This is a genomic window from Staphylococcus sp. GDY8P72P, assembly GCF_016890655.1.
Taxonomy (GTDB): Bacteria; Bacillota; Bacilli; order Staphylococcales; family Staphylococcaceae; genus Staphylococcus; species Staphylococcus arlettae.
This window is the reverse complement of the sequence record NZ_JAFEQJ010000008.1, coordinates 34,272-59,851: the sequence shown is the minus strand read 5'-3', so window position 1 is coordinate 59,851 and position 25,580 is coordinate 34,272. Positions and strand designations below refer to the sequence as shown.

Annotated in this window: 22 protein-coding genes and 2 pseudogenes; 15 read left to right on the top strand and 9 right to left on the bottom strand. The window is 33.8% G+C overall.

The annotated features are described in order from the left end of the window. The first annotated feature begins 70 nt into the window (after window positions 1-70). Together JVU85_RS04020 and JVU85_RS04015 are read left to right on the top strand one after the other, a co-directional pair. A complete protein-coding gene (locus JVU85_RS04020; protein WP_021459885.1) occupies window positions 71-370 on the top strand; it encodes a DUF2089 family protein in 300 nt (99 codons plus the stop codon). A 2-nt stretch (window positions 371-372) separates the two neighbouring features. Continuing rightward, entirely contained in the window at window positions 373-669 is a 297-nt protein-coding gene (locus tag JVU85_RS04015; RefSeq protein WP_021459884.1) for a hypothetical protein, read from the top strand. Between the two features lie 230 nt (window positions 670-899). Here the strand turns inward: JVU85_RS04015 and JVU85_RS04010 are convergent. Continuing rightward, window positions 900-992: pseudogene (locus tag JVU85_RS04010) on the bottom strand (helix-turn-helix domain-containing protein); the annotation flags it as partial. Between the two features lie 53 nt (window positions 993-1,045). On the opposite strand from JVU85_RS04010, the pseudogene JVU85_RS14090 reads away from it, so the two are divergent. Continuing rightward, window positions 1,046-1,300, top strand: a pseudogene (locus tag JVU85_RS14090) (hypothetical protein); the annotation flags it as partial. A 4-nt stretch (window positions 1,301-1,304) separates the two neighbouring features. Beyond that, window positions 1,305-1,490, top strand: coding sequence for a helix-turn-helix transcriptional regulator (locus JVU85_RS04005; RefSeq protein WP_021459883.1), 186 nt, complete (start codon window positions 1,305-1,307; stop codon window positions 1,488-1,490). 75 nt (window positions 1,491-1,565) lie between these two features. Here the strand turns inward: JVU85_RS04005 and JVU85_RS04000 are convergent, their stop codons facing one another. Further along, window positions 1,566-1,916 (bottom strand): LysR family transcriptional regulator substrate-binding protein, encoded by a 351-nt coding sequence (locus JVU85_RS04000; protein ID WP_021459882.1) that lies wholly within the window; start codon window positions 1,914-1,916, stop codon window positions 1,566-1,568. Between the two features lie 498 nt (window positions 1,917-2,414). Here JVU85_RS04000 and JVU85_RS03995 point away from each other — a divergent pair, with 498 nt between their 5' ends. From JVU85_RS03995 to JVU85_RS03975, 5 genes are all read left to right on the top strand, one after another. Next, entirely contained in the window at window positions 2,415-3,317 is a 903-nt protein-coding gene (locus tag JVU85_RS03995; protein ID WP_021459881.1) for a PhzF family phenazine biosynthesis isomerase, read from the top strand. A gap of 339 nt (window positions 3,318-3,656) precedes the next feature. Next, window positions 3,657-5,210 carry a BCCT family transporter gene (locus tag JVU85_RS03990; RefSeq protein WP_021459880.1) on the top strand — a complete coding sequence of 518 codons (1,554 nt, stop codon included), beginning with the start codon at window positions 3,657-3,659 and terminating at the stop codon, window positions 5,208-5,210. 395 nt (window positions 5,211-5,605) lie between these two features. Further along, entirely contained in the window at window positions 5,606-6,586 is a 981-nt protein-coding gene (locus JVU85_RS03985) for a tripartite tricarboxylate transporter substrate binding protein (protein WP_021459879.1), read from the top strand. A gap of 12 nt (window positions 6,587-6,598) precedes the next feature. Further along, entirely contained in the window at window positions 6,599-7,042 is a 444-nt protein-coding gene (locus tag JVU85_RS03980) for a tripartite tricarboxylate transporter TctB family protein (protein ID WP_002509508.1), read from the top strand. Between the two features lie 14 nt (window positions 7,043-7,056). Then, window positions 7,057-8,550 (top strand): tripartite tricarboxylate transporter permease, encoded by a 1,494-nt coding sequence (locus JVU85_RS03975; protein ID WP_021459878.1) that lies wholly within the window; start codon window positions 7,057-7,059, stop codon window positions 8,548-8,550. A gap of 887 nt (window positions 8,551-9,437) precedes the next feature. Here JVU85_RS03975 and JVU85_RS03970 read toward each other — a convergent pair. Further along, entirely contained in the window at window positions 9,438-10,397 is a 960-nt protein-coding gene (locus tag JVU85_RS03970; RefSeq protein ID WP_021459876.1) for an L-threonine 3-dehydrogenase, read from the bottom strand. Between the two features lie 338 nt (window positions 10,398-10,735). On the opposite strand from JVU85_RS03970, the gene JVU85_RS03965 reads away from it, so the two are divergent. Continuing rightward, window positions 10,736-12,166, top strand: a complete 1,431-nt coding sequence (locus tag JVU85_RS03965) for a YfcC family protein (RefSeq protein ID WP_021459875.1) — start codon at window positions 10,736-10,738, stop codon at window positions 12,164-12,166. Between the two features lie 142 nt (window positions 12,167-12,308). On the opposite strand, the gene JVU85_RS03960 is transcribed toward JVU85_RS03965, so the two are convergent. Then, window positions 12,309-13,679 carry an MDR family MFS transporter gene (locus JVU85_RS03960; protein ID WP_376786825.1) on the bottom strand — a complete coding sequence of 457 codons (1,371 nt, stop codon included), beginning with the start codon at window positions 13,677-13,679 and terminating at the stop codon, window positions 12,309-12,311. Between the two features lie 457 nt (window positions 13,680-14,136). On the opposite strand from JVU85_RS03960, the gene JVU85_RS03955 reads away from it, so the two are divergent. After that, a complete protein-coding gene (locus JVU85_RS03955; protein WP_021459873.1) occupies window positions 14,137-14,784 on the top strand; it encodes a FusB/FusC family EF-G-binding protein in 648 nt (215 codons plus the stop codon). Window positions 14,785-15,347: 563 nt separating this feature from the next. Here JVU85_RS03955 and JVU85_RS03950 read toward each other — a convergent pair. After that, on the bottom strand, window positions 15,348-16,238 hold the full coding sequence (locus JVU85_RS03950) for a LysR family transcriptional regulator (RefSeq protein ID WP_107373973.1): 891 nt from the start codon (window positions 16,236-16,238) through the stop codon (window positions 15,348-15,350). A 120-nt stretch (window positions 16,239-16,358) separates the two neighbouring features. On the opposite strand from JVU85_RS03950, the gene JVU85_RS03945 reads away from it, so the two are divergent. After that, window positions 16,359-17,537: an MFS transporter gene (locus JVU85_RS03945; RefSeq protein WP_021459871.1), complete on the top strand. Its 1,179-nt coding sequence runs from the start codon at window positions 16,359-16,361 to the stop codon at window positions 17,535-17,537. A gap of 207 nt (window positions 17,538-17,744) precedes the next feature. Here the strand turns inward: JVU85_RS03945 and JVU85_RS14040 are convergent, their stop codons facing one another. The 3 genes from JVU85_RS14040 to JVU85_RS03935 form a co-directional block, all read right to left on the bottom strand. Beyond that, window positions 17,745-17,876: a hypothetical protein gene (locus JVU85_RS14040; protein WP_002509501.1), complete on the bottom strand. Its 132-nt coding sequence runs from the start codon at window positions 17,874-17,876 to the stop codon at window positions 17,745-17,747. A 214-nt stretch (window positions 17,877-18,090) separates the two neighbouring features. After that, window positions 18,091-18,570, bottom strand: coding sequence for an SRPBCC domain-containing protein (locus tag JVU85_RS03940; protein WP_002509500.1), 480 nt, complete (start codon window positions 18,568-18,570; stop codon window positions 18,091-18,093). Between the two features lie 39 nt (window positions 18,571-18,609). Beyond that, on the bottom strand, window positions 18,610-19,992 hold the full coding sequence (locus JVU85_RS03935) for an amino acid permease (RefSeq protein ID WP_002509499.1): 1,383 nt from the start codon (window positions 19,990-19,992) through the stop codon (window positions 18,610-18,612). A gap of 308 nt (window positions 19,993-20,300) precedes the next feature. On the opposite strand from JVU85_RS03935, the gene JVU85_RS03930 reads away from it, so the two are divergent. Together JVU85_RS03930 and JVU85_RS03925 are read left to right on the top strand one after the other, a co-directional pair. After that, the gene (locus tag JVU85_RS03930; protein WP_021459870.1) at window positions 20,301-21,242 is read left to right on the top strand and encodes an agmatinase family protein; all 942 of its coding nucleotides are present in this window, start codon (window positions 20,301-20,303) and stop codon (window positions 21,240-21,242) included. A gap of 28 nt (window positions 21,243-21,270) precedes the next feature. Continuing rightward, window positions 21,271-22,494 carry an Nramp family divalent metal transporter gene (locus JVU85_RS03925; protein ID WP_021459869.1) on the top strand — a complete coding sequence of 408 codons (1,224 nt, stop codon included), beginning with the start codon at window positions 21,271-21,273 and terminating at the stop codon, window positions 22,492-22,494. A 168-nt stretch (window positions 22,495-22,662) separates the two neighbouring features. Here the strand turns inward: JVU85_RS03925 and JVU85_RS03920 are convergent, their stop codons facing one another. Then, window positions 22,663-24,309 (bottom strand): ribulokinase, encoded by a 1,647-nt coding sequence (locus JVU85_RS03920; RefSeq protein WP_021459868.1) that lies wholly within the window; start codon window positions 24,307-24,309, stop codon window positions 22,663-22,665. A gap of 193 nt (window positions 24,310-24,502) precedes the next feature. Here JVU85_RS03920 and JVU85_RS03915 point away from each other — a divergent pair, with 193 nt between their 5' ends. Continuing rightward, window positions 24,503-25,567 (top strand): alcohol dehydrogenase catalytic domain-containing protein, encoded by a 1,065-nt coding sequence (locus JVU85_RS03915; protein WP_204172132.1) that lies wholly within the window; start codon window positions 24,503-24,505, stop codon window positions 25,565-25,567. Window positions 25,568-25,580: the final 13 nt, after the last annotated feature.

Genomic DNA, 25,580 nt, shown 5'->3' with positions numbered 1-25,580 from the left:
TTAAATAATGTTAAAGTTTTTTCGAACAATATTTAGAAGCGTGGTAAATTATGTTTAGGGAGTGAATATATTGAAAAACAATGATAGGCCTAAATGGATGATGAATTTAGAAAAAGAAGATTTTGAATTTGTTAAAAATTTCGTTATTAATTCTGGATCACTAAAAGTACTAACTAAATATTATGAAGTGTCTTATCCAACTGTTCGAAATAGATTAAATAGCGTGATAGAACGAATAAAATCTGCAAAAGATAATGAAGAAAGTTCACTAGTTAATTATATAAGGAAGTTAGCTATCGAAGAAAAATTAGATTTAAATGACGCTAAACAATTATTAGAAATATATAATCATGAAAAGGAGAGTGAGTGAGCTTGAGTAACTTATTAACATTTTTTCCAGCAATCTTATATGCCTTATTATTTGCTATACAGTATTTTTTATCTAAGACAGGAAATAAGATAATAGGTAGTATTGTTCCTCTTTTATTTATAGTAGTATTAGTGGTTCTTTATATGACAGGTAAATTAGGATTAAATATTTGGGGAACTCTTATTTTTGGTGTAATAGGTTTATTATTCTTATTAGGTCAGTGGGATAGTGCTCAAAAAGATAATAAAAAGAAAAAACAAAGAGAATTAGATAAAATGATAGGCAAAGATTTAAAGTAAAAGTTCAGATAACTCTACCAACTTTAACCAAAGTGGTGGGGTTATTTTTGTATTCACTATCGAAATGATTTGTTATTGGGACATAATTTTGAATAGATTATTAGTAAGTTAATTACTTATATAGAAAAAGTTCAAATCACGGCTCTTTTTTCTTGCTTTTTATATTAAAATTTCAAGTTAATCATATACTATGCGATTCAGGACTCTGGACCTCTCCTCTGCATCGTCAATCAATTTATCAAGATAATCCCCTTATCGTGTTTAATTCTATAAATCGTCTGTCTTGTAATATTAACCTCTTTTGCGATCTTACTAATCGATTTGCTTTATTAGGTACAGTATTTCCTTAAAATTTCAAGTCTTCGAATAGAATTTGATAGATAAAAAAGGACCACAGGATCGATACGACGAAAGACAACGTAAAATATTCATTGAAATACTCGCGAAAAGTTTTATTTGGATTATCTATTGCATGTTATTTTCATTATTACTTAGATTTACTGGTTTAACACCTACCCTTAAAAATACTTGGTTTTCTCAATACCCTGAAGTATTCTTTATCATTGCTGTAATACTACTTGTGGCTTTTAATTACTATACTACAAATAAAAAATATACATCCAAAGGGTAAACTAATGAAAAATAAAATTAGAGAATATAGAAAGCAAAACGGTATTTCTCAAGAAGTATTAAGCAAAAAGTTAAATGTCTCTAGACAAACGATTAATGCAATAGAAAACAATAAATATGATCCCACATTAACGTTAGCATTTAAATTGGCAAAGCTATTTGATACAACCGTAGATGAACTATTTTCTTAATCGTTGCTTCATCAAAAAAAGAGTGCAAATATGCACTCTTTTTTGCATGGTTAGGGTGTTCTCTAATTACATTGATTATTCACTTATAGTGCTCCACACTTTTTGCGCTATTTTTTTATTATATGCTATTAATCCAACTTCTCTTGAATAATCTTCCAACTCTTTGCTTAATAGGCTCATATTTTCAACTCGCCCTATTAATGATTGAGGAACGATTGTTATGCCTTGTTCAGCCTTAACATTAGCCAATATAGATTCTAAATCACTTTTGTGTTCAATATTCATTTTAGTCTTAGAAAAATATTTTTGTATAAAAGCTAAAGTATCACATGGTGGATTAAGTATAAGTATCTGCTCGTTCATTAAATCACTAGCATATATATTATCAAATAGTCTTAAGCTACTAGTTTTTGGAAAAACCACCATATAGAACTTAAATTTATCAACACTTCAGACGTAATAAGAGATGGAAAGATAGTTAATGTCTATCATAATGTCATACCTTCTTATGAATTAACAACAACCCATCCAACAAGTTCAAGAATATCTTTAGAGGGCGAACGTACGAAGTCAAACATTAAATTTTATCAAGATATATACAAAATATTTCCTATAGCAACTAGAGCTGAAGATATTGCTTATTATTCATCATTAAAAAGAGAGAAAATCATGCAATTACATAACATATTGACTAAAGAAGGCGTGCTACAGACGCAATAAATATACGACTAAACTATGTATTTTTCACCGTTACTATAACTAAAGACTTCACACCATATTAGGTTTCATTTATTAAGACACTAATTAAATTCCGTTGTAAAAAGTTTGTTTTTATACAATAACTTTTATAGTAACAATTGCAAATAAAAATATATTTCGTTAGCATTTTGATTATAATTTATGCGAAATCACAGGGAGATAATAATGAAATTAGTTCAAGTATATCACTACGATGCATTTAGTAACGAGCCTAACAAAGGAAATCCAGCTGGTATTGTACTAGATGCCAATAATTTAACAGATGCACAACTGCAAAACATTGCATCACGTGTTGGTTTTAATGAAACTGCTTTTATTTGCAAATCTGCGAAAGCAGACTTTAAAATACGCTATTTCACACCTGGTCATGAAATGGATCTTTGTGGTCATGCGACTATTGCAACTATTTATGCTTTAACAACAAAAGGATTAATTGCAAATAAAACTGAGATTACAATCGATACAAATATTGGTGTATTACCTATTAGTATAAGCAAGTCCCCTAGTGGAGAAGCATATATCACTATGCAACATGCACCACCTCAATTTGAAGCGTTTTTAGGATCGAAGAAGGATTTAACCCAGTCATTAGGTATAGCAGAAAGTGATTTAGATGATAAATTTCCTATTGTATATGGAAGTACTGGTGTGTGGACATTACTTGTTCCCATAAAAAGCATTGATATATTTAAAAATATGAAACCCAATAATCAACTATTTCCGTCTATCTTACAGCAGAAACCTAAAGTATCCGTACACCCATTTTGCGTTGAGACTTATAGTTCCAACACAGATATGCACGCAAGACATTTTTCTTCACCCTTTTCAGGAACTATAGAAGACCCTGTTACTGGTACTGCTTCTGGAGTGATGGGCGCATATTTTATAAAATATATAAAACCTTTTGACCGAGGCGTTCAAAGATTTGTTATAGAACAAGGACAAGAAATTAGTAAAGATGGGAAAGTCATAGTCGAAGTCATTACTAATGACAATAACTTTGACGTAAAAATAACTGGGAGCGCTGTTTATGTTAATGATTTCACTTTAGTTATTGCAAATAATTAACAATTCATTAGTTCACCGGGTGATACGTAACACTCTAACAGTATTTGTGATAACCTCATTTATTTTCGAGTCTGTACTACAATTATATTAGTATCTATACTCTCTATTTAATAGCAGGGGTGTTGCCTTACAATCCATAAATGTTTCACATATCTATATATTGTTGAGTGTATCAACTACATGCTGTCAAAAATAGCCATACAATTTATTTCTATTATTTTAAATTTTGAACCATTATTTTTTCATTATACTTTGTTTAAGTCTTGATTACATGGTTGAACTAAAATGTCATTATGTTATCCTATACAACGTCTTTGAAATCTTTAATATTTAAGGGATGTGGAAACAATTAAAACAGAAAGACAATTTTCTAGTGTATTTATTTATGCAAGTTCAATCGTAGGATTACTTGTTATTTTGGGGGCAATATTCCCTACTGCATTTGGGGGAATCACAGGGATTATTTCAACTTGGATAACAAAAACATTTGGTTGGTATTATATGTTACTTTACACTGTCATTTTAGGATTTGCAGTGTTCTTAATATTTAGCCCTATTGGCAAATTAACTTTAGGAAAACCTGGGGACAAACCAGAATTCCGCACAGTTTCTTGGTTAGCCATGCTCTTTAGTGCTGGTATGGGGATTGGCCTAGTTTTTTACGGCGCTTCAGAACCAATTGCACATTATTTAGCTCCACCTACGGCCTCTCCAGAAACGAAAGCTGCCATGACAGAAGCATTTAGATCTTCATTTTTAGATTATGGTTTTCATCCATGGGCAGTATATGGCATTGTTGCACTTGGTTTGGCTTATTCACAATTTAGAAAAGGTGAAAATGGATTAATTTCTAGAACTTTACGTCCTATACTAGGTAACAAAGTAGAAGGCCCTCTCGGCGTTACTGTTGATGTATTAGCCGTATTCGCCACTATTATCGGTGTCGCTGTATCATTAGGTATTGGTGCTATACAAATTAACGGTGGCTTAAATTACTTATTCGGTATTCCAAATAATAAAGGGATTCAAGGAATTATTATTTTAGTCGTTACCGTACTGTTCTTATACAGTGCATGGAGTGGGTTGAGCAAAGGAATCCAGTATCTTAGTAATTTAAATATGGTTTTAGCTGGGCTGTTGCTCCTTATTATGTTTATCGTTGGACCAACATTATTTATTTTAAATATGATGACTTCAGGTATCGGTGACTATTTAAATACATTGATTTATAACAGTCTAGATGTTGCTCCACTCAACAAACAAAAATCAGATTGGCTAGAAACATGGACGATTTACTATTGGGGTTGGTGGATGAGCTGGAGTCCTTTCGTAGGTATTTTCATTGCTCGTATTTCTAAAGGACGCACTATCCGAGAATTTTCAGCTGCAGTGTTAGGTGTTCCTGTATTAATAAGCTTTATCTGGTTCAGTACTTTTGGAGCTACAGGTATTAAAGCTGGTCAATCACATAATGCGATTTTTAAAATGCCTCCAGAAACGCAACTATTTGGCATTTTCAATGAAATTCCTTTTAGTATTGTCCTATCTATTATTGCATTAGCACTTATTGCATCATTCTTTATTACATCTGCGGACTCTGCTACATTCGTTTTAGGTATGCAAACATCATATGGCCGATTAAACCCTTCACCTTTCGTCAAAATTGTATGGGGCGTATCTCTATCAGCCATTGCTTACGTACTATTATTAGCTGGTGGTACTACGGGCCTCGATGCATTGCAATCAGCCGCTATTATTTCTGCCTTACCTTTTAGTTTTGTAGTTATTTTAATGATGATTGCCTTCTATAAAGATGCTAACCGAGAACGAAAATATCTTGGTATCGAATTACAAGCTAAACGACAATATCGTAAAGAGACTATAAATAAATAATTTTCTAATTTAGAAACGAGGCTGGGACAAAATTATTTCGTCCTAGCCTCCATTTATGTTGTCGGTAGATGTCTGAACTGAGAATGGGTTACAAATCAAATTTTCAATGCTAACCGACGTGAGACGACGAAATCTTTTAATAAAATTAGCTTTCTGTCTCACTTCTTTTTTGTCATATCATCTTCTGCACTGACTTATGATGAACTCAAACATTGATACACCTAATCGTACTTGGCAAAGAAGAACACCCCATTTTTTTAGCAATTAAAATTTTTTTCATCCCCAGCTGTCTTCACAAGATAAAAAAGTAAAATTAACTGTTGAATTTGTTGAATATTCTGATAACATTTAATGTAGTTTGCAAACGTTTTCAATAAATGGAGGGAGGGTTTTTTATGAAAAAAATATTATGTCTTATATTAAGTGCATTTCTCATTTTATCAGCTTGCAGTAAAAAATCTGAGACAAGTGCTTCAGATGAGAAATTTCCAAATCAAACAGTAGAAATCGTAGCACCTGCTTCACCTGGTGGTGGTTGGGACACTACTGCAAGAGCTATTCAAAAAATAATGATTGATGAAAATCTAACCTCACAAAATGTTAATGTGATTAACAAACCTGGTGGTGGTGGTGAAGTGGGTTGGCAATATTTAAAATCACGTAATCCGAACACTATTGCTATTAACTCAAGCTTATTATTATCTAATAAAGAATTAGATTTAAGTGATTTAAGTACTGATAATTTCACACCTATTGCCATTATGGCAACTGAGTGGATTAGTTTAACCGCTTCAAAACAATCCAATTTGCAATCAGGTAAAGAAGTTATGGATAAATTAAAAAAAGATCCTGAATCATTAACGATTGGGGTAGCTCCAGGCTTAGGTAATAATGATCATTTAGCATTTGTCCAAGCTGCTAAAGCATCTGGTGTAGATGTCGATAAATTGGACTTTTTAGTTTATAAAAGTGGAGGCGATTTACAAACAGCTTTACTCGGGGGGCACGTTGACGTTGCTTCAACTGCAGTATCAGAAGTAAAAGAACAGCATCAAACAGGCAAATTAAAAATGCTTGCAGTAACATCAGATAAACGAATTGAAGGGATTGAAGATGTTCCTACTTGGAAAGAACAAGGATTGGATGTAGTATTCCCTCATTGGCGTGGCGTGATGGGCCCTAAAAATATGAACGCCGAACAACGTCACTATTGGGATAAAACAATGAAAAAAATTGTTGAATCTGATCAATGGCAAACGATACGTCAAAATAATGATTGGGAGAATTTCTATAAAGATAGCGAAGAAAGCGAACGTTTCTTAAAAGAACAACGTAAAAAATATAAAAAACTTGTAGAAGACTCAGGACTCAAATAAGGAGGACATTTCATGGCTAGACTCATTTTCCCCATAATTTTATTGCTATTTGGCTTAGTTTACCTTATTTTCACATTAAACTTACCTAAATCTAATATTGGTGATCCAAATAGCCCAATGTATTTCCCATTACTTATCTCAATCTTATTAATTGTTATGAGTGCGATTTATTTTTTCCAAGAATTTCGTAAAAGAAGTGAAAATTTTACTGCTTTTGCACAATTACTGGAACGTGCAACTTTACTTAGAATTATTTTCACAATTATATTCGCGCTTATTTATGCATTTCTTTTCGAACCGCTTGGTTTTTTAACTTCAACGATTTTATTTTTAGGAGCTGTTTTATTCTTAATTAACGGCTTTAAACGCTGGTTGCAAAACATATTAGTAACCATTATATTTTCAGCAATTACATGGTACACGTTCTCACAATTACTTGACGTTAGCTTACCTTAAGGAGGAGTAACATTATGGGAATAGATATAAATAGTTTTATGGAAGGCTTGTCAACAGCCTTGCACCCAATAAATATTTTATGGGTACTTATTGGAGGTTTTTTAGGTACTGTAGTAGGCATGTTACCCGGCTTAGGTCCAGCAACAGCAGTTGCAGTGTTGATACCTGTAACATTTGGCATGGAACCTGTGAGTGCCTTAATATTAATGATTGCCATTTACTATGGCGCCATGTTTGGTGGCTCTCGTAGCTCCATTTTATTGAATACACCTGGTGATGGTTCTGCGATAGCAGCAACATTTGACGGTTATCCAATGACCAAAAATGGAGAAGCTGGAAAGGCTTTAACTATTTCTGCTATCGCATCATTATTTGGTGGTATCGTTGCAGTATTAGGTTTTATATTACTGGCTAAACCACTGTCAAATTTTGCTTTAGAATTTGGCCCACGAGAATACTTTGTATTATTTCTCTTTACCCTGTCTGCCATCGTCACATTATCCTTAGGCAAGATGGTCAAGGGTTTTATAGCCATGGCAATCGGTTTAATGATTAGTACAGTTGGTGTAGATTTACAAACAAGTATCTACCGATTTACTTTTGATATTCCACACTTAAGTGAAGGCATTGATTTTTTAGTCGTTATTATTGGCGTCTATGCTGTAGCCGAGGTGTTGTTTAACTACTTAAATTTGCATGCTTTAAAGCCTCCAAAAACAGATGTCGGCTCAATGAAATTATCTAAAAAAGACTGGAAACAAACACGTATGGCGATGTTGCGTCAGAGCCCTATTGGCTTTCTCATCGGTGTCTTACCCGGTGCTGGGGGATCAATTGCAGCATTATTAAGTTATTCGACAGAAAAACAAATTTCTAAAAATGGCAAAAACTTTGGTAAAGGACAAATCGAAGGTGTAGCAGCACCTGAAGCTTCCAATAATGCGGCTTCAGTAGGTGCATTAATTCCATTACTGACGATGGGTGTCCCTGGATCAGGAACAACTGCCGTTATTTTAGGTGCTGTTATCATGTTAGGACTACAACCTGGTCCCTTGTTATTTGAAAACGAACCTGAAACGGTTTGGACATTAGTTAATAGTATGCTTATCGGCAATATCTTTTTAGTTATCTTAAATATTGCTCTTATCGGTTTACTACTAAAAATATTACGTACACCGCCAAAGATTTTATATCCAATAATTTTAGTGCTCGCTTTTGTAGGTACTTATACTTTAGGTTATAGTGTAACTGATTTTTACATCTTAATAATTTTTGGTATCGTTGGTTTAGCATTAAAATTATTAGATTTTCCAATCGCTCCACTTATTCTATCGACTATTGTGGGTTCTGATATGGAACAAAATTTCCGTAAAAGTTTAATCGTTAGTAATAACAATGTCAGTGATATTTTCTTAGGCTCACCTATTAGCATTGTATTAACTTTAATGACGATTCTCGCTTTATTTTACCCACTAATTATAAAAGGATTTAAAAAAATAAAGAACTAAAAAGTTGATATGAAAACCAACCTAATTATAAATTACAGCATAGATCAAACCACATCATCCTCTTGATTTCACAAGTTCATGTTCTTGTCAATGTACATATAAGCTGCTTTGGCATCACGCTTAATTGTTATTATGCACATTTTGTTGAAGTGTCCGCAAAAATATCACTTAAATATTCTGTACAATTATGAAATAAATAGCACTCTAAGTATTCTTAGCGCGCTGTCAAAACGTAGATAAACCTTAGGTGCTAGCTCGCTCGCCTAAGGTTTGTTTATTTATACCTATTAATTAAGTTTATTGAATAGCAATGTTATTTCAAATCAAAACCGACTTTTTTATCAGCCACATCTCCTTTTTTAAGATTTAAGGCTGCACAAATGAGTATATTAGACACGAGAACTTTTTTATTCCCCTGTATCATATCCATCTCATATCAAGCCGATCTTTCGTATCACCAAACCTTCTTTTTACTGTTTGACATTGTCATTTAATATCTACAAATTTCAAATCTTCGACGATGAGCAAAATCATCTCGCCCGACATGGCTCCGCATTTGCATTATGGCAATTTTATTTTCACAACATTCATGTAACAAAGAATATATTTTACATTTTGAAGCATCAGACATATGTCATCTATATCCGAAAGGCATCATTCATTTAAATAATAAAGACTCATTATTTGAATAAATATAGCTATTGTTTAATTTATGTGTTTTATAATATTGGCAGTACTTTAAGCCGATTCCTGCGAGAATAGCACTAGCTGAAGACTACAGACTGAGGCTGTGCTCGCGGAAAGCGTGCACAAAAAACTGCCAACAAAGTTAGAAACTTGGTCGACAGTTTGACGTCGCGCTAAATATTGTTAGCGCAATGTTGCATTTATTTTTTTACTTTTTCTTTATGTTCAATAGCTTCTAACATCACTTTAGTCATTGCAGTCAAATCATATTTTGGTTCGAAGCCCCACTCTGCTCTAGCACAACTCACATCTATATTATCTGGCCAACTGTCTGCAATGGTTTGTCTTGTGGGATCCACATCGTAAGCTAATTCAAAATTTGGATAAAATTCTTTAATCGCTGCTGCTACCATTTCCGGTTCGATACTCATTCCACTTAAATTATATGCATTACGATTAATTAGTTTTACACCATCAGCTTCCATTAACTTAATAATAGCATCGATGGCATCATCCATAAACATCATATCCATAAATGTATTTTCAGCTATAAAGCTCGTGTATTTTCCTTCTCTCACAGCTTCAAAATATATCTCAACTGCGTAGTCAGTCGTACCGCCACCTGGTTCTTTAACATGTGAAATTAACCCAGGAAAACGAACACTACGTGTATCAACACCAAATTTATCAAAGTAATACTGACAAAGTAATTCCCCTGCTACTTTATTGACACCATACATTGATGTCGGACGTTGAATAGTCACTTGCGGCGTGTTTACTTTTGGCGTTGATGGTCCAAATGCTCCTATAGAACTTGGAGTAAAGAATTTCAAATTATAAGTTCGTGCAGCTTCTAAAGCATTCATTAAACCACCCATATTTAAATCCCAAGCAAATAAAGGATTCTTCTCAGCTGTAGCTGATAATAAAGCTGCCATATGCATCATCGTATCTACTTTAAATGTCTCTACTAACTCGAACATACGATCACGATCTGTAACATCTAAAATTTCAAACGGCCCTTCCATAATAGGCGAATCTAACTCTGGTTTTCTAATATCTGTAGCTAATACATTTTCATTACCATATAATGCTCTACATTTCACTACTAATTCAGTACCTATTTGCCCTAGTGCACCAGTAATCATAATTTTTTTCATTTCTCTCTCTCCCTGTCTATTGCTAAAATGCAATGTATTTCTCATATGAACATTTAACTCATTTCAACTATTATTATAGAATAAAAAGCAGATTTTGTATACTGTGAGTGAACATAAATACTTGAATTAATTTATTTCAGCATCTTATTAAAAATGCATCAGTAGCAACAATCAGCCAATTTTGTGCAGTAAAAACAAAAATTCTAAATATTTTTACTATTTGACTATATATTTTTAAATTAAAATACACTTCATTATAATATTCAAAATATTGTGCTAATATTTGTTTTTAATAAATTGTTTTTATTAAAATTTATAAACAAAGGGGATGACAAACAATGTCTAAGTTACCACAACAAAATGATAGTCATAAACAGCCTAAAAAATGGCTGAAGATGCCACATATTTATGTGTTACTATTTATTTTTGGTGTTATTGCTACCATTTCTACTTATTTAATACCTTCTGGTGTATTCAAACGTGTAAAAGGTCCAGAGGGACGAGAAATGGTAGACGCTGACTCGTTTAAATATGTACAATCAGATCCAATTGGTCTTATCGATTTCATTACAATCATACCTAGAGGTTTGATAGAAGCTGGAGAAATTGTATTCTTCACTTTAATAATCGGTGGTATGTTTATGGTTTTACGTCGTACTGGCATTATCGAAATAGGGGTCGATAAATTAGCACGTCGCTTTATGAATCAAAGTATTTTTATTATTCCTGTCTTAACTATTACATTTGCTATTATTGCTACTTTAATTGGTACAGCCGAACTATCACTCGTATACATACCAGTTATCTTACCGTTAATCATCGCACTTGGTTATGATTCCATTACGGCCAGTGCTATTGCTTTGTGTGGTACGGTAGTAGGTTTTACTATAGGGGTACTTAATCCAATCAACACAGGTTTAGCACAAAAATTGTCTGGTATTCCCGTCTTTTCAGGTTTAGGTTTTCGACTAGTTTTATTCGTAATTGTTATTATAGTTACCGTATTATTTATAATGAGACATGCCAAAAAAGTAAAAAGTAATCCTTCGTATAGTTTAGTTTATGAAGAGGATCGAGAAAAACGTAAAATTTATAAAGATATTACGCAACATCAACCACTTGTGGCAACAAAACGTCAAAAAATTGGTATCGCAGTAGTCTTACTTTTCTTTATAGTTTTAGTTTACGGTGTTACCACACAAGGCTGGTTCATGGTCGAAATGTCAGGACTTTTCATTGTTATGGGTATTGTCGTCGGCTTAATCACTGGACTCAACACTCAAGAGATTTGCGAAGCCTTTAATGATGGTTTTAAAGATGTCTTAATGGGAGCAATCATTGTCGGTTTAGCCCGTTCCATCGCCGTTGTACTTGAAGATGGTAAAATTATGGATACGATTGTTCACAGCTTAGGTTCTGTACTTGATGGCGCCACACCAACGGTAGCTGCCGTTGGTATGTATGCTGTACAAGTTTTAATTAATTTCATTATATCTTCAGGTAGTGGTCAAGCATTAGTAACTATGCCTATCATGGCTCCATTAGCCGATATGTTAGGTATTACGCGACAAACAGCTGTCCTCGCTTTCCAATTAGGTGATGGCTTTACACACGTGTTTTATCCAACAAGTGGTTACTTTATGGCAGCATTAGCAATTGGCGGTGTATCTTATACTAAGTGGATTCGTTTCTTTTTCCCACTATTTATTATTTGGGCCGGTATATCAGTCATCGCATTAATTATTGCTCAGTTAACAGGCTACTCTTAAAAAATATATTATAAAAAAAGGATGACTTCTACGTTAATCACGTAAAAGTCATCCTTTTTATTGTAGATATTAGCACAAATTGTGTACTAACCATCCGACGAAATATGTTGTTTGAAAGCTACAACTATCAACTTACCGCTCATTAACTTTGCATTTTCTTAACTTTTTTAGGACCTTCATGTAGTTTAAATGATAATGCAAAAGCTAAGAATGTTACGATAGTGGCTACTATGAATGAAATGTTCACACCGTGAATAATACCTTCTGCTCCACCATCTGATACTGCAGCTAATGACATAATAGTAATAAATACAGCTGTACCGATAGCACCTGCCATCTGTCTAAATGTATTATTCATCGCTGTACCATGTGGTATTAACTGTTTTGGCAACTGATTAATTGCTAAAGTTGTCATAGGCATCATAACCATTGCAATAGCAACCATACGTATACTGTTCATTATAGTTAAATACGTAACACTAGTATGACTAGTTAAAAATGTAAATGGCAAGGTAGATAATGCTAATAGTAATAAACCAATTCGTGCCAACCACTTACCACCGAATTTATCAAACATGTAACCGGTGATCGGGTTCATAAGTCCCATAACTATTGCACCTGGTAGTAAGACTAAACCAGATTCTAATGCTGTAAGTTGTAACATATTTTGCATATATAGAGGCAAAATAATATTTGTGGCAATCATTACTGCAAAGACGAACATGCCTAAAATAGTACCAATGGTAAAAATATTATAATTAAATACTCTAAATTCAAGCATAGGTTCTTTGAGTTTCAATTGACGTTTAATAAAGAAGTATAATGTTACGACACCAATAATTAATGTGATAATAACACGCAGACTCGTAAATCCAGCTTCACTTACTGTACTAAAGCTGTATAATAAACCACCAAAACCAACTGTAGATAAAAGCACTGATAGTTTATCTAATTTTGGATGAGTTAACTCTGTAACATTTGATAATAAATAATACGCAGTAATAATATTAACTACCGCAATTGGTAAAATTACATAGAAAACACTTCTCCAAGTAAAGAACTCTACTAAAATTCCTGATAATGTAGGCCCTATCGCTGGCGCAAAAGCGATAACTAAACCGAATAATCCCATAGCTGTTCCGCGTTTTTCCTCTGGGAATAATAAGAATAAAATTGTTTGCATCAGTGGCATCATAATACCTGCACCTGCTGCTTGTAAGATACGACCGATTAATAAAATACTAAAATTAGGCCCAATTGCACAAATTAATGTACCTACTGTAAATATCCCCATCGCTGATAAGAACAATTGCCTCGACGTAAAACGTTCAATAAAGAACGCTGTCACTGGAATCATAATACCGTTAACTAACATAAAAACAGATTGTAACCATTGCACGGTACTATTAGATAGTTGCAAGTCTTTCATAATAGGTGGAAGTGCAGTACCAAGTAATGTCTGGTTTAATATAGTAATAAAAGCACCAGATAATAGCACAATAAATAGTGGCATGTTTTTGCCTAAATTAAATTTTTCACTTTCAGCCAAAAAAACCCTTCTCTCTTTTATTAAATTTTTATTGTTGGCCTCAGCTTTAAAAATATAAGCGTTCTGTAGTTGTAATTTCGTGTTGCTGACTATCATTGAACAGCTGAAGAACCGCGAAAATACAATTGTAATAAGCCTTGAAATGACAGTCTTTTATACTCGTCATAATAGCAATTATTAAATTGTACCACTTTCAAAATCACAAGTCTAATGACTGATTTATCTCACAATTATCGCGCTGTTGACAATGGTTAACTATCTTGATATAAACAACTTAACATTCAAATTGGAGATGATGATATGTTGCACCTAAATGCTACATGCTTAATACACAATGCATTTTGTAATGCTTTGTAAATCATTCGCTTTTCACAAAGTATTACCTTAACTAAAAATATATTTTGTGAAAGGAAAATAAAAAATGAATCTTAATCTATATCCATATCAATATAACTTTATTGCAGATAAAATAGCACATTTACTCAATGTTTATCATTCAGTGAATGACCCTAAAACAGTAACATCTATTCAAGAAGCCGTACGAGAAGACATACTTCAAACCTTCCCAAGCACAAATTCTGAAATTACTAACAGTATTGAAGTGCTAATGAATAGAAAGTGTTCCACAGCACAAGCTGAAAAGGTACTCAAATCATTTCAGTCCTATGTTATTCCTTTTGAACATCCGACCAAAAAACAAGTCGAACGCGTTTTTAAAAAAGTAAAAAAATTAAAAACGCCATTCATAAGTGATGAGGTCTTATTAGAAAGTACGTACATCGGCTGGAACGATATCGCATCAAATCGTAAGTACATCATATATTATGATAATAATCATCAACTTCAAGGGTTTTATGGCGATATCACACAAAATACCGTCAAAGGATTTTGTGCCATATGTAATAAACAATCCAACGTCACGTTATTTACAAGAAAAACAAAAGCTACTAGTGATGGGCGCTATACTAAAAAAGGTGATTACATTTGTTTAGACAGTACGAAATGTAATCAACAATTATCAGCAATACAGCAGTTCTATCAATTTTTAACGAAAATCGAAGCACAGTAGTACTTTCAGACTGTCGATAACCCTTAGGTGATAATTCGCCTAAGGGTTATTTGTTTATATATTAATTAATGTATTAAATAACAGCGGTCATTTATCATTGGTAGTACTTGAGCCGACTCCTGCTGAAATAGCACTCGCCGAAGACTACAGGCTGAGGAAGTGCCCGCGGAAAGCGTGCACAAAAACTGCCAACAAAGTTGGAAACTCTGCTGACAGTCTGCGGAGTGTGACAGAAATCTGTATTGTGACAACAACGTGTATCGTTTGTTACTGAACAGTTACTAAATGTGGTGTATTATCTAAAAATATAACTGATGCTTGCATGGAAATCCACTTTAGCTATTATTTCTGTAATACCAAATGGATTATGAATAAAATAAATAATATTGGCAGTGATTTGGGCCGACTCCTGCGGGAATAGCACTCGCCGAAGACTACAGGCTGAGGAAGTGCCCGCGGAAAGCGTGCACAAAAACTGCCAACAAAGTTAGTACTTCATCGAAAGTCTATGAACTGGATGCATCAATGATGTTCGAGCGTTTTTTGCTCGATACCTTGATGTTTTACTGTTTTATATAAGTAATAAAGGTATTTGCCACAGAATATTTATTTTGCACTCCTTTAGTCAGAGCGGTGAAATAAATATAATAGTCAAAAGGATTGCCAATAGGTATTTGTTCAATCATTCCACTTTCAATTAATAAATCTTCTTCCAACATTAAACTCGACACAATACTAACACCTAAACCTTCAGCTACTGTACGTAGCACTACTCCTGGGTTATTTGTGCGAAACACAATTTTTAATGGGCCATAAACCTCTTCAAATTCTTTAAAATTATGTTGATAAAAACTACGATCATATAAAACAAATGGATATTGTTGTATTTCCTCTAAACTCACTACATCTTTTAACACCAATTTAGATTTTTTGGGCACTATTAATTTAAAATCACTAGTCCGATTTAATGAATGCAAGGTTATAGTTGAACTAAGTTGTTCATTATCACGAATACCTATTAAACCAATATCTACTTCATTATTTTCTACCAACCGGATGATATCTTCACGTGAACTTTCAAAAATTTCAACATTTATATGTGGGTAATCTTTCTTAAATGCTGATAATGCCTTAGGGATAATTTTATTGAATAAAGTAGGAATAGTGGCGATAATTAAAGATCCTTTCAAATGAGAAGTCATCGCTTCAACTTCTGCTGACAACTTGTCACGCGAATCTAAAATATCAATAATAAAGGGTATCAATTGTTTACCTTCTGGCGTTGGTAACGTCCCTTTACGTGAACGATGAAACAATGTATAACCTAGTTCTTGTTCTAAATTCGCTAATGATTGACTCATAGCTGACTGACTAATATGAATCGCTTCTGCAGCATGAATCATAGACTCCATTTCGTAAATCTTTTTGACATATGCCAGTTGCTCAAAATTCACCAAATCCCCTCACTTTAGTAAAACTTATATTAATATCACAAATTCCAATTATACATAAGTATATTTTAATTATTATAATATTAATTGTTTTGATATTACAACTAAAAGGAAGGTCTTACTATGTATGACAAACTATGGTCTAAAGATTTTATCTTTATTACTATTGTTAATTTTTTAATGTATCTCATACATTATGCGCTTATTGTGTCCATTACTGTATTCACAATAGAAAAATATAACGCTTCCGAAAGTATGGGAGGATTGGCAGCTGGTATTTTTATCATCGGTATGCTGTTTGGTAGATTATTTGCCGGAAGAATTATAGATAATATGCAACCTAAAAACGTCTTGTTAGGTGGCATTTTATTTTCTATTGTTACGGTAGCATTTTATTTTGCTATACACAGTCTAATTATTTTAATGATAGTTCGTTTATTACATGGCGTTGCATTTGGTTTATCATCCACTGCAACTGGTACTATGTCTTCGCGTATTATTCCCGAAAATCGTAAAGGCGAAGGAATTGGCTATTATGCTTTAAGTGTCACAGTAGCTTCTGCTATCGGTCCATTCGCTGGTATTATTATCAATCAAAATTTAGGCTATCAAGGAAACTTTTTACTTTGCTTGATTGTTATTTTACTAGCATTTGTTGTTGCGTTAAGTATTAAAAAATTACCTTTATCTAAACCATCAACTGACAAAACACGCCCTTCTGGAATACAAGCTTATGTTCAAAAAGAAGCACTACCTATTGCAATGGTCGCAGCCTTAGTAGGTATAGCCTATTCTAGTGTGCTATCATTTATGACTGTTTTCACTGCTAAAATTGATTTGGCAGCCGCTTCCAGTTTCTTTTTTATAGTTTACGCCGTAAGTACATTTGTTACACGCCCTATTACTGGAAAAATCTTTGATCAATACGGAGAAAATAAAATTATGTATCCAGTACTCGTTAGTTTTATCATCGGGTTGATAACGCTAGGAATGACAAATGGTAGTATTGTTTTATTTATTTCTGCGATCTTTATTGGTATTGGCTACGGTACAGTTATCCCTAGTGCGCAAGCCATTGCTATCCAACAGTCACCAAAAGAAAAAATTGGTCTAGCCACATCTACTTTTTATATGTTTGCTGATCTAGGTGCTGGTATTGGACCATTTATTTTAGGCTTCATTATTCCATTTATTGGTTATCGTTATTTATATATTGTCATGGGACTACTCGTTATCGTATCACTTTGTGTTTATTATTTCGTACATGGCAAAAAAGCGTCACAACAACAGTATAATACCTAATAAAATAAAACAGAGATTATGGCTGACTTCCATAATCTCTGTTTTATTAATAAATTTAGTGACTGCACCTTTGATAATGTTGATTAGTAGAATAAAATGTACTCATTAAGTATGTTAAAGACTCTATGTCACTGTTCATGTTAATCATAAAAACGCCCAGAACATTATTAATGTTCTGGGCAACATGATCACCGTAGTGACTATATTTTAAAACTTGTCTTTTAAATCATTCGCTTTATCTTTTGCTTTATCTTTTAATTCTTCTTGTTTTTCTTTGTCATCTTTCACTTCATTCACTTTGTCTTCAGCTTGGTCTTTAAATTCGTCAAATTTACTCATTATAAATTCCTCCTTAAGTTGAATGTATATTAACTTTACCACTTATAACTTTATTTAAACTTAATTTTTAAATTTTTTGATAAATCTACTTTACTATATTATCTATAATGCTTATTAATATAAAAAATCATTTTTCTTTAAGTTTTAATTAAGTATTTTATCTATAACTAAATAGACTGCACAACGTAGTGTACAGTCTAGCTCAGTATACACTTCACTGTTCTATATTTAAGTGTTGTGCTATTTCAAATTTTTTATTTTCAAAATCCAAGTTTTGTTGATCGATCGGTTCACCTTGCTCAATTACATGTTTCACATTGTCTAGTTGAAATTGCCATCCAGCAAAATCTAAAATGATGTGCGGAAAAGTATAAGGTAAATATTCTTCTAACGTTAATATCGTACTATTATTGTCTGCTTCTAGCTGAAATTTTACTTCTCCTACATCCCATGTATAACTTATACGTTGGTCCTCAGCAAATTCGGTAATATGCATTGTTTCATAGTTGTCACCTTCTAAATGAAAGTAAATATGTCCGCCTACTGCGCGTTCGTCCACTTCTAATTGTGGAAACCATTGTTGAATACCTTCCGTCGTACTTAAATATTTAAAAACCGTCTGTGGTGTAGCTTCAATATATGTTTTCGCAGTTTGATATGCACCATTGTCATCTTGTGAATATTTAATATCCATTAGAATCCTCCACTCATTAATTGAAATCCATTATATTTATTACCCAGTATTACCACGGCTTAGTGATAAATCTCCACTTTTTTTCACTGCTTTATAATACACTGCAATTAAGAATATAAACCATAATGGTGTGATATACATACCACTGCGTGTTTCAGGTGTAACAGCTAAAATGACTAGCACAAATACGAAGAATATTTGCACAAAATACGCCATCGTTAGACCACCTGGCAATTTGAAGCTACTCGTTTTATGTGATTGCGGTTCATTTTTACTATATTTTACGTAAGCATGCATAATAAACATCCAATTAATAATTAATAATATAGTCGATAAAGATGTAACATAGAAAAATACTTGTGTCGCATTTGGAATGAAGTAATTCATGATTACAGTTATCGACAACAATAAACAAGTGACCATAATTGCCACAAAGGGCACGCCTTGTTTATTTTGTTTTAACAATAGTGGATGCACTTGTTTTTTATCTGCTAATCCAAATAAAATTCTACTATTTGCAAAGATTCCACTGTTACATGAAGATGAAGCAGCAGTTAACACGACGAAATTGATCAATCCTGCCGCGAAAGGTACACCGATTAATGCAAATAATGCTACAAATGGACTGTTATCTGGATTTGCTTGATTCCAAGGTATGATAGACATAATAACAGCCAATGCCCCAACATAAAATATTAAAATTCTAATAGGTACATTGTTTATGGCCTTAGGTATCGTCTTACGTGGGTCTTTCGTTTCACCTGCTGTAATACCCACAATTTCAATTCCAGTAAATGAAAAAACTACCATTTGAAAGGACATTAAAAACCCGGAAGCACCATGTGGAAAAAAGCCGCCATGTGAATATAAATTAGATAAGCCAGTTGTGCCATAATGTGTATTAAAAGCAAAACAAATCATGACAATACCAATGACGATTAATGCAATAATTGTCACTACTTTAATAATAGAAAACCAAAATTCAAGCTCACCAAACATTTTCGTACTTGCCAAGTTCAATGTCATTAAAATTAAAATACACGCAAGAGATGTAATCCAGTTTGGTAATTCTGGCAACCAATATTCAACATATTTGGCAACGGCAGTAATTTCTGCCATGCCAGAAGTAATCCAAGTTAACCAATACGTCCAGCCTGTCAAAAATCCAGCTAATGGCCCTATTTGATCATGAGCAATATCAGCAAATGTTTTATATTGCGTATTAGAAATTAACATTTCCCCCATTGCACGCATAAACATAAACAGTACAAATCCTACAATAATGTAGGTCAATAAAATCGAAGGCCCCGTCAAACTAATCGACTGGCCTGCACCTAAAAAGAGTCCAGTGCCTATCGCTCCTCCTATAGCAATCAATTGAATATGTCTATTGCTTAGCTCTCTATTTAACTTATGTGCCATCTAATTCCCCATTTGTTTATTAGATTAAAGTATGCATGATAAATATGTAGTTTATTCAAACCCCTTTTTGAACAAACAATTGTACATTCATAAACATATCTCAACAATACTTTATTGTATAATATTCTTTTTTTCTAAAAAATTCAACAATCTTTAAATTTTATAATATTTTTGTTTATTTAATCAACATTTTACATAAAAATAAATTAATGGCACAACATAGTGATGATAACGCTTACGCTACAATATTTGAAATGGGTAATTATACTATATATAATAATAAACTAACAAAGGGAGTTGATTTCACGATGAAAAATAATATTTATGGTAATGTACCAACTTTTCTAGGCAGCAAGAATTTATCACATGCAACTGAATTAGATACTGATGTCCTTGTTTATGGCGTACCGTTTGAAGGTGAAAGCACTTGGGGAGACTATACTGGAGTGGAATTAGGTCCAAAACAAATTCGTTTATCTTCTGCTCGTTATAGCCAATACTTACCCGAACTTAATCATATTGATGTCAGCAAACATTTATCTATGGGTGACGTGGGAGATGTCCCTTTCGTAGCGCATGACAATAAGCAAAGTTATGACAATATAGAAAGTTTTGCTTACAATTTATGGCAAACGAATAAATTTTTAATCGGCCTTGGTGGCGAACATGGTGTTACATATCCAATCTTAAAAGCATTAACTAAAATGAATAAGCGTGTAGGTATTATACATTTAGACGCACATTACGATAATATGCCTGATTATGAAGGTGAAGCATATGCACGAAGCACACCTTTTATGCGTTTGTACGAAACTGATGGTATTAGAAATGAAAGTATCATCCACACAGGCATTCACGGACCGCGTAACAAACCTGAAACTGGTCAATATGCCGAACAAGCAGGCGCCGTGACATTAACCATTAATGATATTCGCGAAGCCACAAACTTAAAAAAATTAGCTAAAGATATTTATGCTTTAGCTAGTAAAGATGTAGACGTCGTCTATTTAACTATTTGTAGTGACGTATTAGATTTCGCCTTTAATCCGGGTGGCCCTGTTGATGGCAACGGCATAACATCTTATGAATTATTAACGTTAATTTATGAATTTGGTAAACTTGGCTTGTGTGGCATGGATTATGTAGAAGTATATCCAATGCAAGATGCCAATCAAAATTCCGCTCATTTTGTCTCTACAGCTGTACTTTACGTATTAGCAGGTCACGCGAAATATTTAGGTAAATTATAAACCTAAGCAAACAGGGGATGTGGTGCTAATGTTGGGTGGTTTTAAAAAAATACTAAAATCTTTAGGTCCAGGTATGATTATTACTGCTTCATTTATTGGTCCAGGTACTGTAACTACCATGACACAAGGTGGTGCAGGCTTTGGTTATAGTTTGTTGTGGGCAGTAGTATTTTCCATCATAGCGACTATTGTATTACAAGAGATGATTATTAGACTTTCTCTTGTCACTCGAGAAGGTTTGGGCGAAGCAATCCAAGAATTATTTGCTCATAAAATAGGCAAATTTATCATAGTCTGGTTTACACTTATTGCAGTTACTATTGGCTGTGCGGCGTATATAAGTGGAGATCTAATAGGGACCTCTTTAGGTGCTTCATATTTATTACAGTTGCCTGAGCATTTAGTGGCACCAGTAATCGGTGTAATTATTTTATTTATCGGCTTATTTGGGAATTACCGTTTCTTAGAAAAAATCATGCTTGTATTAATGGTTATTATGGGACTTATTTTTATTATTACGATGATTGTGATTCAACCTGACGTCATTGGAATACTGCAAGGCGTCTTCGTTCCTACAATACCAAATGGTTCAATTTTAACGGTTATCGCGTTGATTGGTACAACTGTTGTTCCGTACAATTTCTTTATACATTCTACAGCTGTACATGAACGTTTTAAAGATTTAACTGATTTAAAATTTGCCAGATGGGATACTATTATTTCAATTACTATTGGCGGAGTTATTTCTGCCGCCATTTTAATCTCTGCTGCAACTTTAATTAAAGGCGAGGAAGTTACTAGTGTAATTCAGCTAGCGGGACCGCTGAAACCGGTGTTTGGAGATTTTGCTCCTATTATTATTAGTATCGGGTTATTTGCGGCTGGTTTATCTTCTGCCATAGCCTCTCCTACTGGAGCAGCTGCGACAATAAGTAGCTTGTTAGGATGGAAAGGTGGTATGCGCAGCAAAAAATATAAAGCAGTATTCGTTGTTATTATCATCATAGGTATTATTACTTCTGCTTTAGGTTTTGAACCGCTACAAGTATTACTTATTGCACAAGCCTTAAACGGAATTATTTTACCACTTGTTGCCATATTAATCTTAATTATTATTAATAAAAAGAAACTTATGGGCAAATATGCAAATACATGGCAACTTAATATCATTAGTTTTATTGTTGTCTTAGTTGTTACATTTTTAGGTCTTTATAGTTTAATAGATGCCGTTAAGAATATTTTTGCAGCATAATAATTGAGACTGGGACAGAATTAATTCATCCCAGTCTCCTTTCATATTGTCAGTAGATGACTAAGCTAAAATGTGCTTCACATTAAGCTTTTTTCAATTCTGGTCATCCTTACCGAGGGTACGACGAAACCTTTGTAATAAAACGAGATTCTGTCCCACTCCCTCAGTTTATTCTGGCCTAGGAGCTGTCGCCAATTGTGAAACCTCACGCATTATTCTAGCTTTTTTGTATCCATGAATATCATGTAACTCATTATATGCTTCAAACAATGTTTGGTAACGTTCTACTTTCGCTGGATCAGGTTCAACTTCATAGAGTACTGGCTCTTTCATCGCTTGAATAGCGCTATCAAAAGATGCATGTGCATGACCACTAATCGCCCCTAGTATTGCAGCTCCAATAGCTGGTGCATATTCACTATCGATTACAGTTATTTTTTTGTTGAGCACATTTGCATAAATATCCATCAGCAATGGATTTTTCTTCGGAATACCACCACAAGCAAAAACACGATCTACCGTCATCTGCCATCCTTCATATTGTTGCATAATCATTTTCGTTCCAAATGCTGTAGCTTCCATATAGGCTCTATAAATTTCTGCATGCGTCGTTTTCAATGTCATACCAAACAAACAACCTGTTAACTGACTGTCACTAAGTACGCTACGATTACCATTATGCCAATCAAGTGCGATTAATCCACTTTCACCCGGATAGAGCTGTTCTGCTTTTTGATTTAACACCTCAAAAATCGAAATACCTAGTTGTGTTGCTTCCTCAACATAAGCAGCGGGCGCCTGTTTAGCCACATACTCAAATAAATCTCCTACTGCAGATTGTCCTGCTTCGTACGCATAGATACCTGGAATGATCGCACCTTTTACCGAACCAGAAATCCCTGGCACTTTGTGTTGTGTTTTATTTAACATTAAATGGCAGGTGCTTGTTCCCATCACCATAGTCATTTCTTTATCTTGTTGTGAACCAATGCCTAACAAACTGGCATGAGCATCAATAATAAAAGGACTTACTTGTGTTTCTGGATCTAAACCTAGTTGTTCAGCCATATCTGCGCTAAGTCTTCCTGCAGTCTCACCTATTTTAACAATAGGTGCATCGACTTTAGTACGCACAATTTCTGAAAGTTCTCCATCTACTTTATCGAACAAATCATAATGAAATCCTTCCTCTTCTTCCCAAAACGATTTGAAGCCAAGGCCACAGTTCGATCTAATATTTCTCCCTGTCAGTTTGTTCACAATCCAGTCTCCAGCTTCCATAATATAGCTTGTTGCTGCCATCACCTCAGGAGCTTTATTGTTTACTTCTAAAATTTTAGGAATCATCCATTCACTACTTACATTAAAACCATAATATCCTAACCAACGATTTTTTTCAGCCAGTGCCGTTGTAAATAATTGATCTGCTTCTGCTTGTGCGCCATGATGTTTCCACAATTTAACATAGGCGTGTGGGTTATTTTGAAACTGTGCTAAATTATGAACTGGTTCTAACGTTTCATCAACAAACATGACAGTTGATGAGGTAAAATCAATACCAATACCCACTATTTCCTTAGGTGAAATAGCTACATCAGCCAACATAGCTGGTATACCTTCATTAATTACTTCCAAATAATCATTAGCATTTTGTAAGGCAAATTCACGTGGTAATTCCACACCATTCAAACTTTTTTCTATCGTACCATGGGTATATGGTTTAACATATTGTGTTACTATTTCTCCAGTTGACGCATTAATTAAAAACACTCGCCCTGAACTTGTCCCAAAATCAATCCCTATACTATAACTCATAAATACCCTCCGTCCTTTTAACATGGAAACGTTTTCTTAAATGATAAGCAAAATCGACTAAAAAATCAATATACACAACGCTTAATAAACAAGTAGCTACATTTTTATTGTTCATTTATGTTTGTTTTTTCTTAATTCATCGCTTATTATATGAAATATAAACAAAAACAAACATTTTCTGAGGTGGTATATGATGAATGTTCAATCAACTGCTTATCGTTTAACCGCACCTGGTGTCTTTGAAAAAACTACACTGTCACATGATTTTAATGAAGGCGATATCGTCGTGAAACCGACAAAAGCAAGTATCTGTCATGCAGATTTGCGCTACTATACTGGTAAGCGTCGCCCAGAAGCATTAGCTAAAAAATTGCCAATGGCTTTATTCCATGAAGGTATTGGTGTAGTAGAACAATCCAAACATTCAACTGTAGATGTAGGTGATAAAGTCGTAATCGTGCCCAATATTCCTTCAAGACTGCGTAAAACTAGTTTTCCTACTACTGAACTTTTAGATAATTACGATGAAAATGCATTATTTATGGGCAGTGGATATGATGGCATTTGTCAAAGTCATATGGTAGTTCCCGGTGATAATGTCGTTAAAATTCCGTCAGACTTAAATGAAGATGTCGCTTTATTAGCTGAATTATGTTCAGTTTCTTTATTTCCTATTAATCAGCTACAACAACTTACTACTACAGAAGCACCACAAGTAGCAATTTTTGGTGACGGACCGGTAGGTTACTTAGCAGCCAGTGCACTTCATTTTATATATGATATTCATCCTTCAAACTTAATCGTCTTTGGTGCGGATTCACAAAAACTAGCCGCTTTTGAGTCATTTGCTACAACACACTTAGTATTTGACTATAACTTCACACAACATCGCGGTGTACACACTGTCTTTGAATGTACAGGTGGTCATTTTTCAGAATCTGCAATCAATCAAGCAATTGACTTAATTGAACGTCAAGGTCAACTTATTTTAATGGGTGTCACAGAAGATTTAGTAGGTATTAATACGCGTGACATTTTAGAAAAAGGATTAACACTGTCGGGTAGTTCACGTAGTACTAAAAGAGAGTTCGAACAGTTAATTGCTGCTTTTGCTAACCCAAACTATCAACAAGTTTTACAACAATTAATTCCTGAACAAGCCTATGATATTTACAATACTGCAGATTTAACTACTGCTATGGAAGATACAGTTCAACATAAAGGCTGGACAAAAACCTACTTACAATATCATTGGTAAGTGAGGTTGGACT

Coding starts and splice junctions, on each gene's coding strand:
- JVU85_RS03980 (WP_002509508.1), top strand. CDS start 6,599: ATGGCTAGACTCATTTTCCCCATAATTTTATTGCTATTTGGCTTAGTT.
- JVU85_RS03915 (WP_204172132.1), top strand. CDS start 24,503: ATGAATGTTCAATCAACTGCTTATCGTTTAACCGCACCTGGTGTCTTT.
- JVU85_RS14040 (WP_002509501.1), bottom strand. CDS start 17,876: ATGAGTAAATTTGACGAATTTAAAGACCAAGCTGAAGACAAAGTGAAT.
- JVU85_RS03960 (WP_376786825.1), bottom strand. CDS start 13,679: ATGCCACTATTTATTGTGCTATTATCTGGTGCTTTTATTACTATATTA.
- JVU85_RS03955 (WP_021459873.1), top strand. CDS start 14,137: ATGAATCTTAATCTATATCCATATCAATATAACTTTATTGCAGATAAA.
- JVU85_RS04000 (WP_021459882.1), bottom strand. CDS start 1,916: ATGGTGGTTTTTCCAAAAACTAGTAGCTTAAGACTATTTGATAATATA.
- JVU85_RS03920 (WP_021459868.1), bottom strand. CDS start 24,309: ATGAGTTATAGTATAGGGATTGATTTTGGGACAAGTTCAGGGCGAGTG.
- JVU85_RS03925 (WP_021459869.1), top strand. CDS start 21,271: ATGTTGGGTGGTTTTAAAAAAATACTAAAATCTTTAGGTCCAGGTATG.
- JVU85_RS03935 (WP_002509499.1), bottom strand. CDS start 19,992: ATGGCACATAAGTTAAATAGAGAGCTAAGCAATAGACATATTCAATTG.
- JVU85_RS03940 (WP_002509500.1), bottom strand. CDS start 18,570: ATGGATATTAAATATTCACAAGATGACAATGGTGCATATCAAACTGCG.
- JVU85_RS03985 (WP_021459879.1), top strand. CDS start 5,606: ATGAAAAAAATATTATGTCTTATATTAAGTGCATTTCTCATTTTATCA.
- JVU85_RS03995 (WP_021459881.1), top strand. CDS start 2,415: ATGAAATTAGTTCAAGTATATCACTACGATGCATTTAGTAACGAGCCT.
- JVU85_RS03930 (WP_021459870.1), top strand. CDS start 20,301: ATGAAAAATAATATTTATGGTAATGTACCAACTTTTCTAGGCAGCAAG.
- JVU85_RS03965 (WP_021459875.1), top strand. CDS start 10,736: ATGTCTAAGTTACCACAACAAAATGATAGTCATAAACAGCCTAAAAAA.
- JVU85_RS04005 (WP_021459883.1), top strand. CDS start 1,305: ATGAAAAATAAAATTAGAGAATATAGAAAGCAAAACGGTATTTCTCAA.
- JVU85_RS03970 (WP_021459876.1), bottom strand. CDS start 10,397: ATGAAAAAAATTATGATTACTGGTGCACTAGGGCAAATAGGTACTGAA.
- JVU85_RS03975 (WP_021459878.1), top strand. CDS start 7,057: ATGGGAATAGATATAAATAGTTTTATGGAAGGCTTGTCAACAGCCTTG.
- JVU85_RS03945 (WP_021459871.1), top strand. CDS start 16,359: ATGTATGACAAACTATGGTCTAAAGATTTTATCTTTATTACTATTGTT.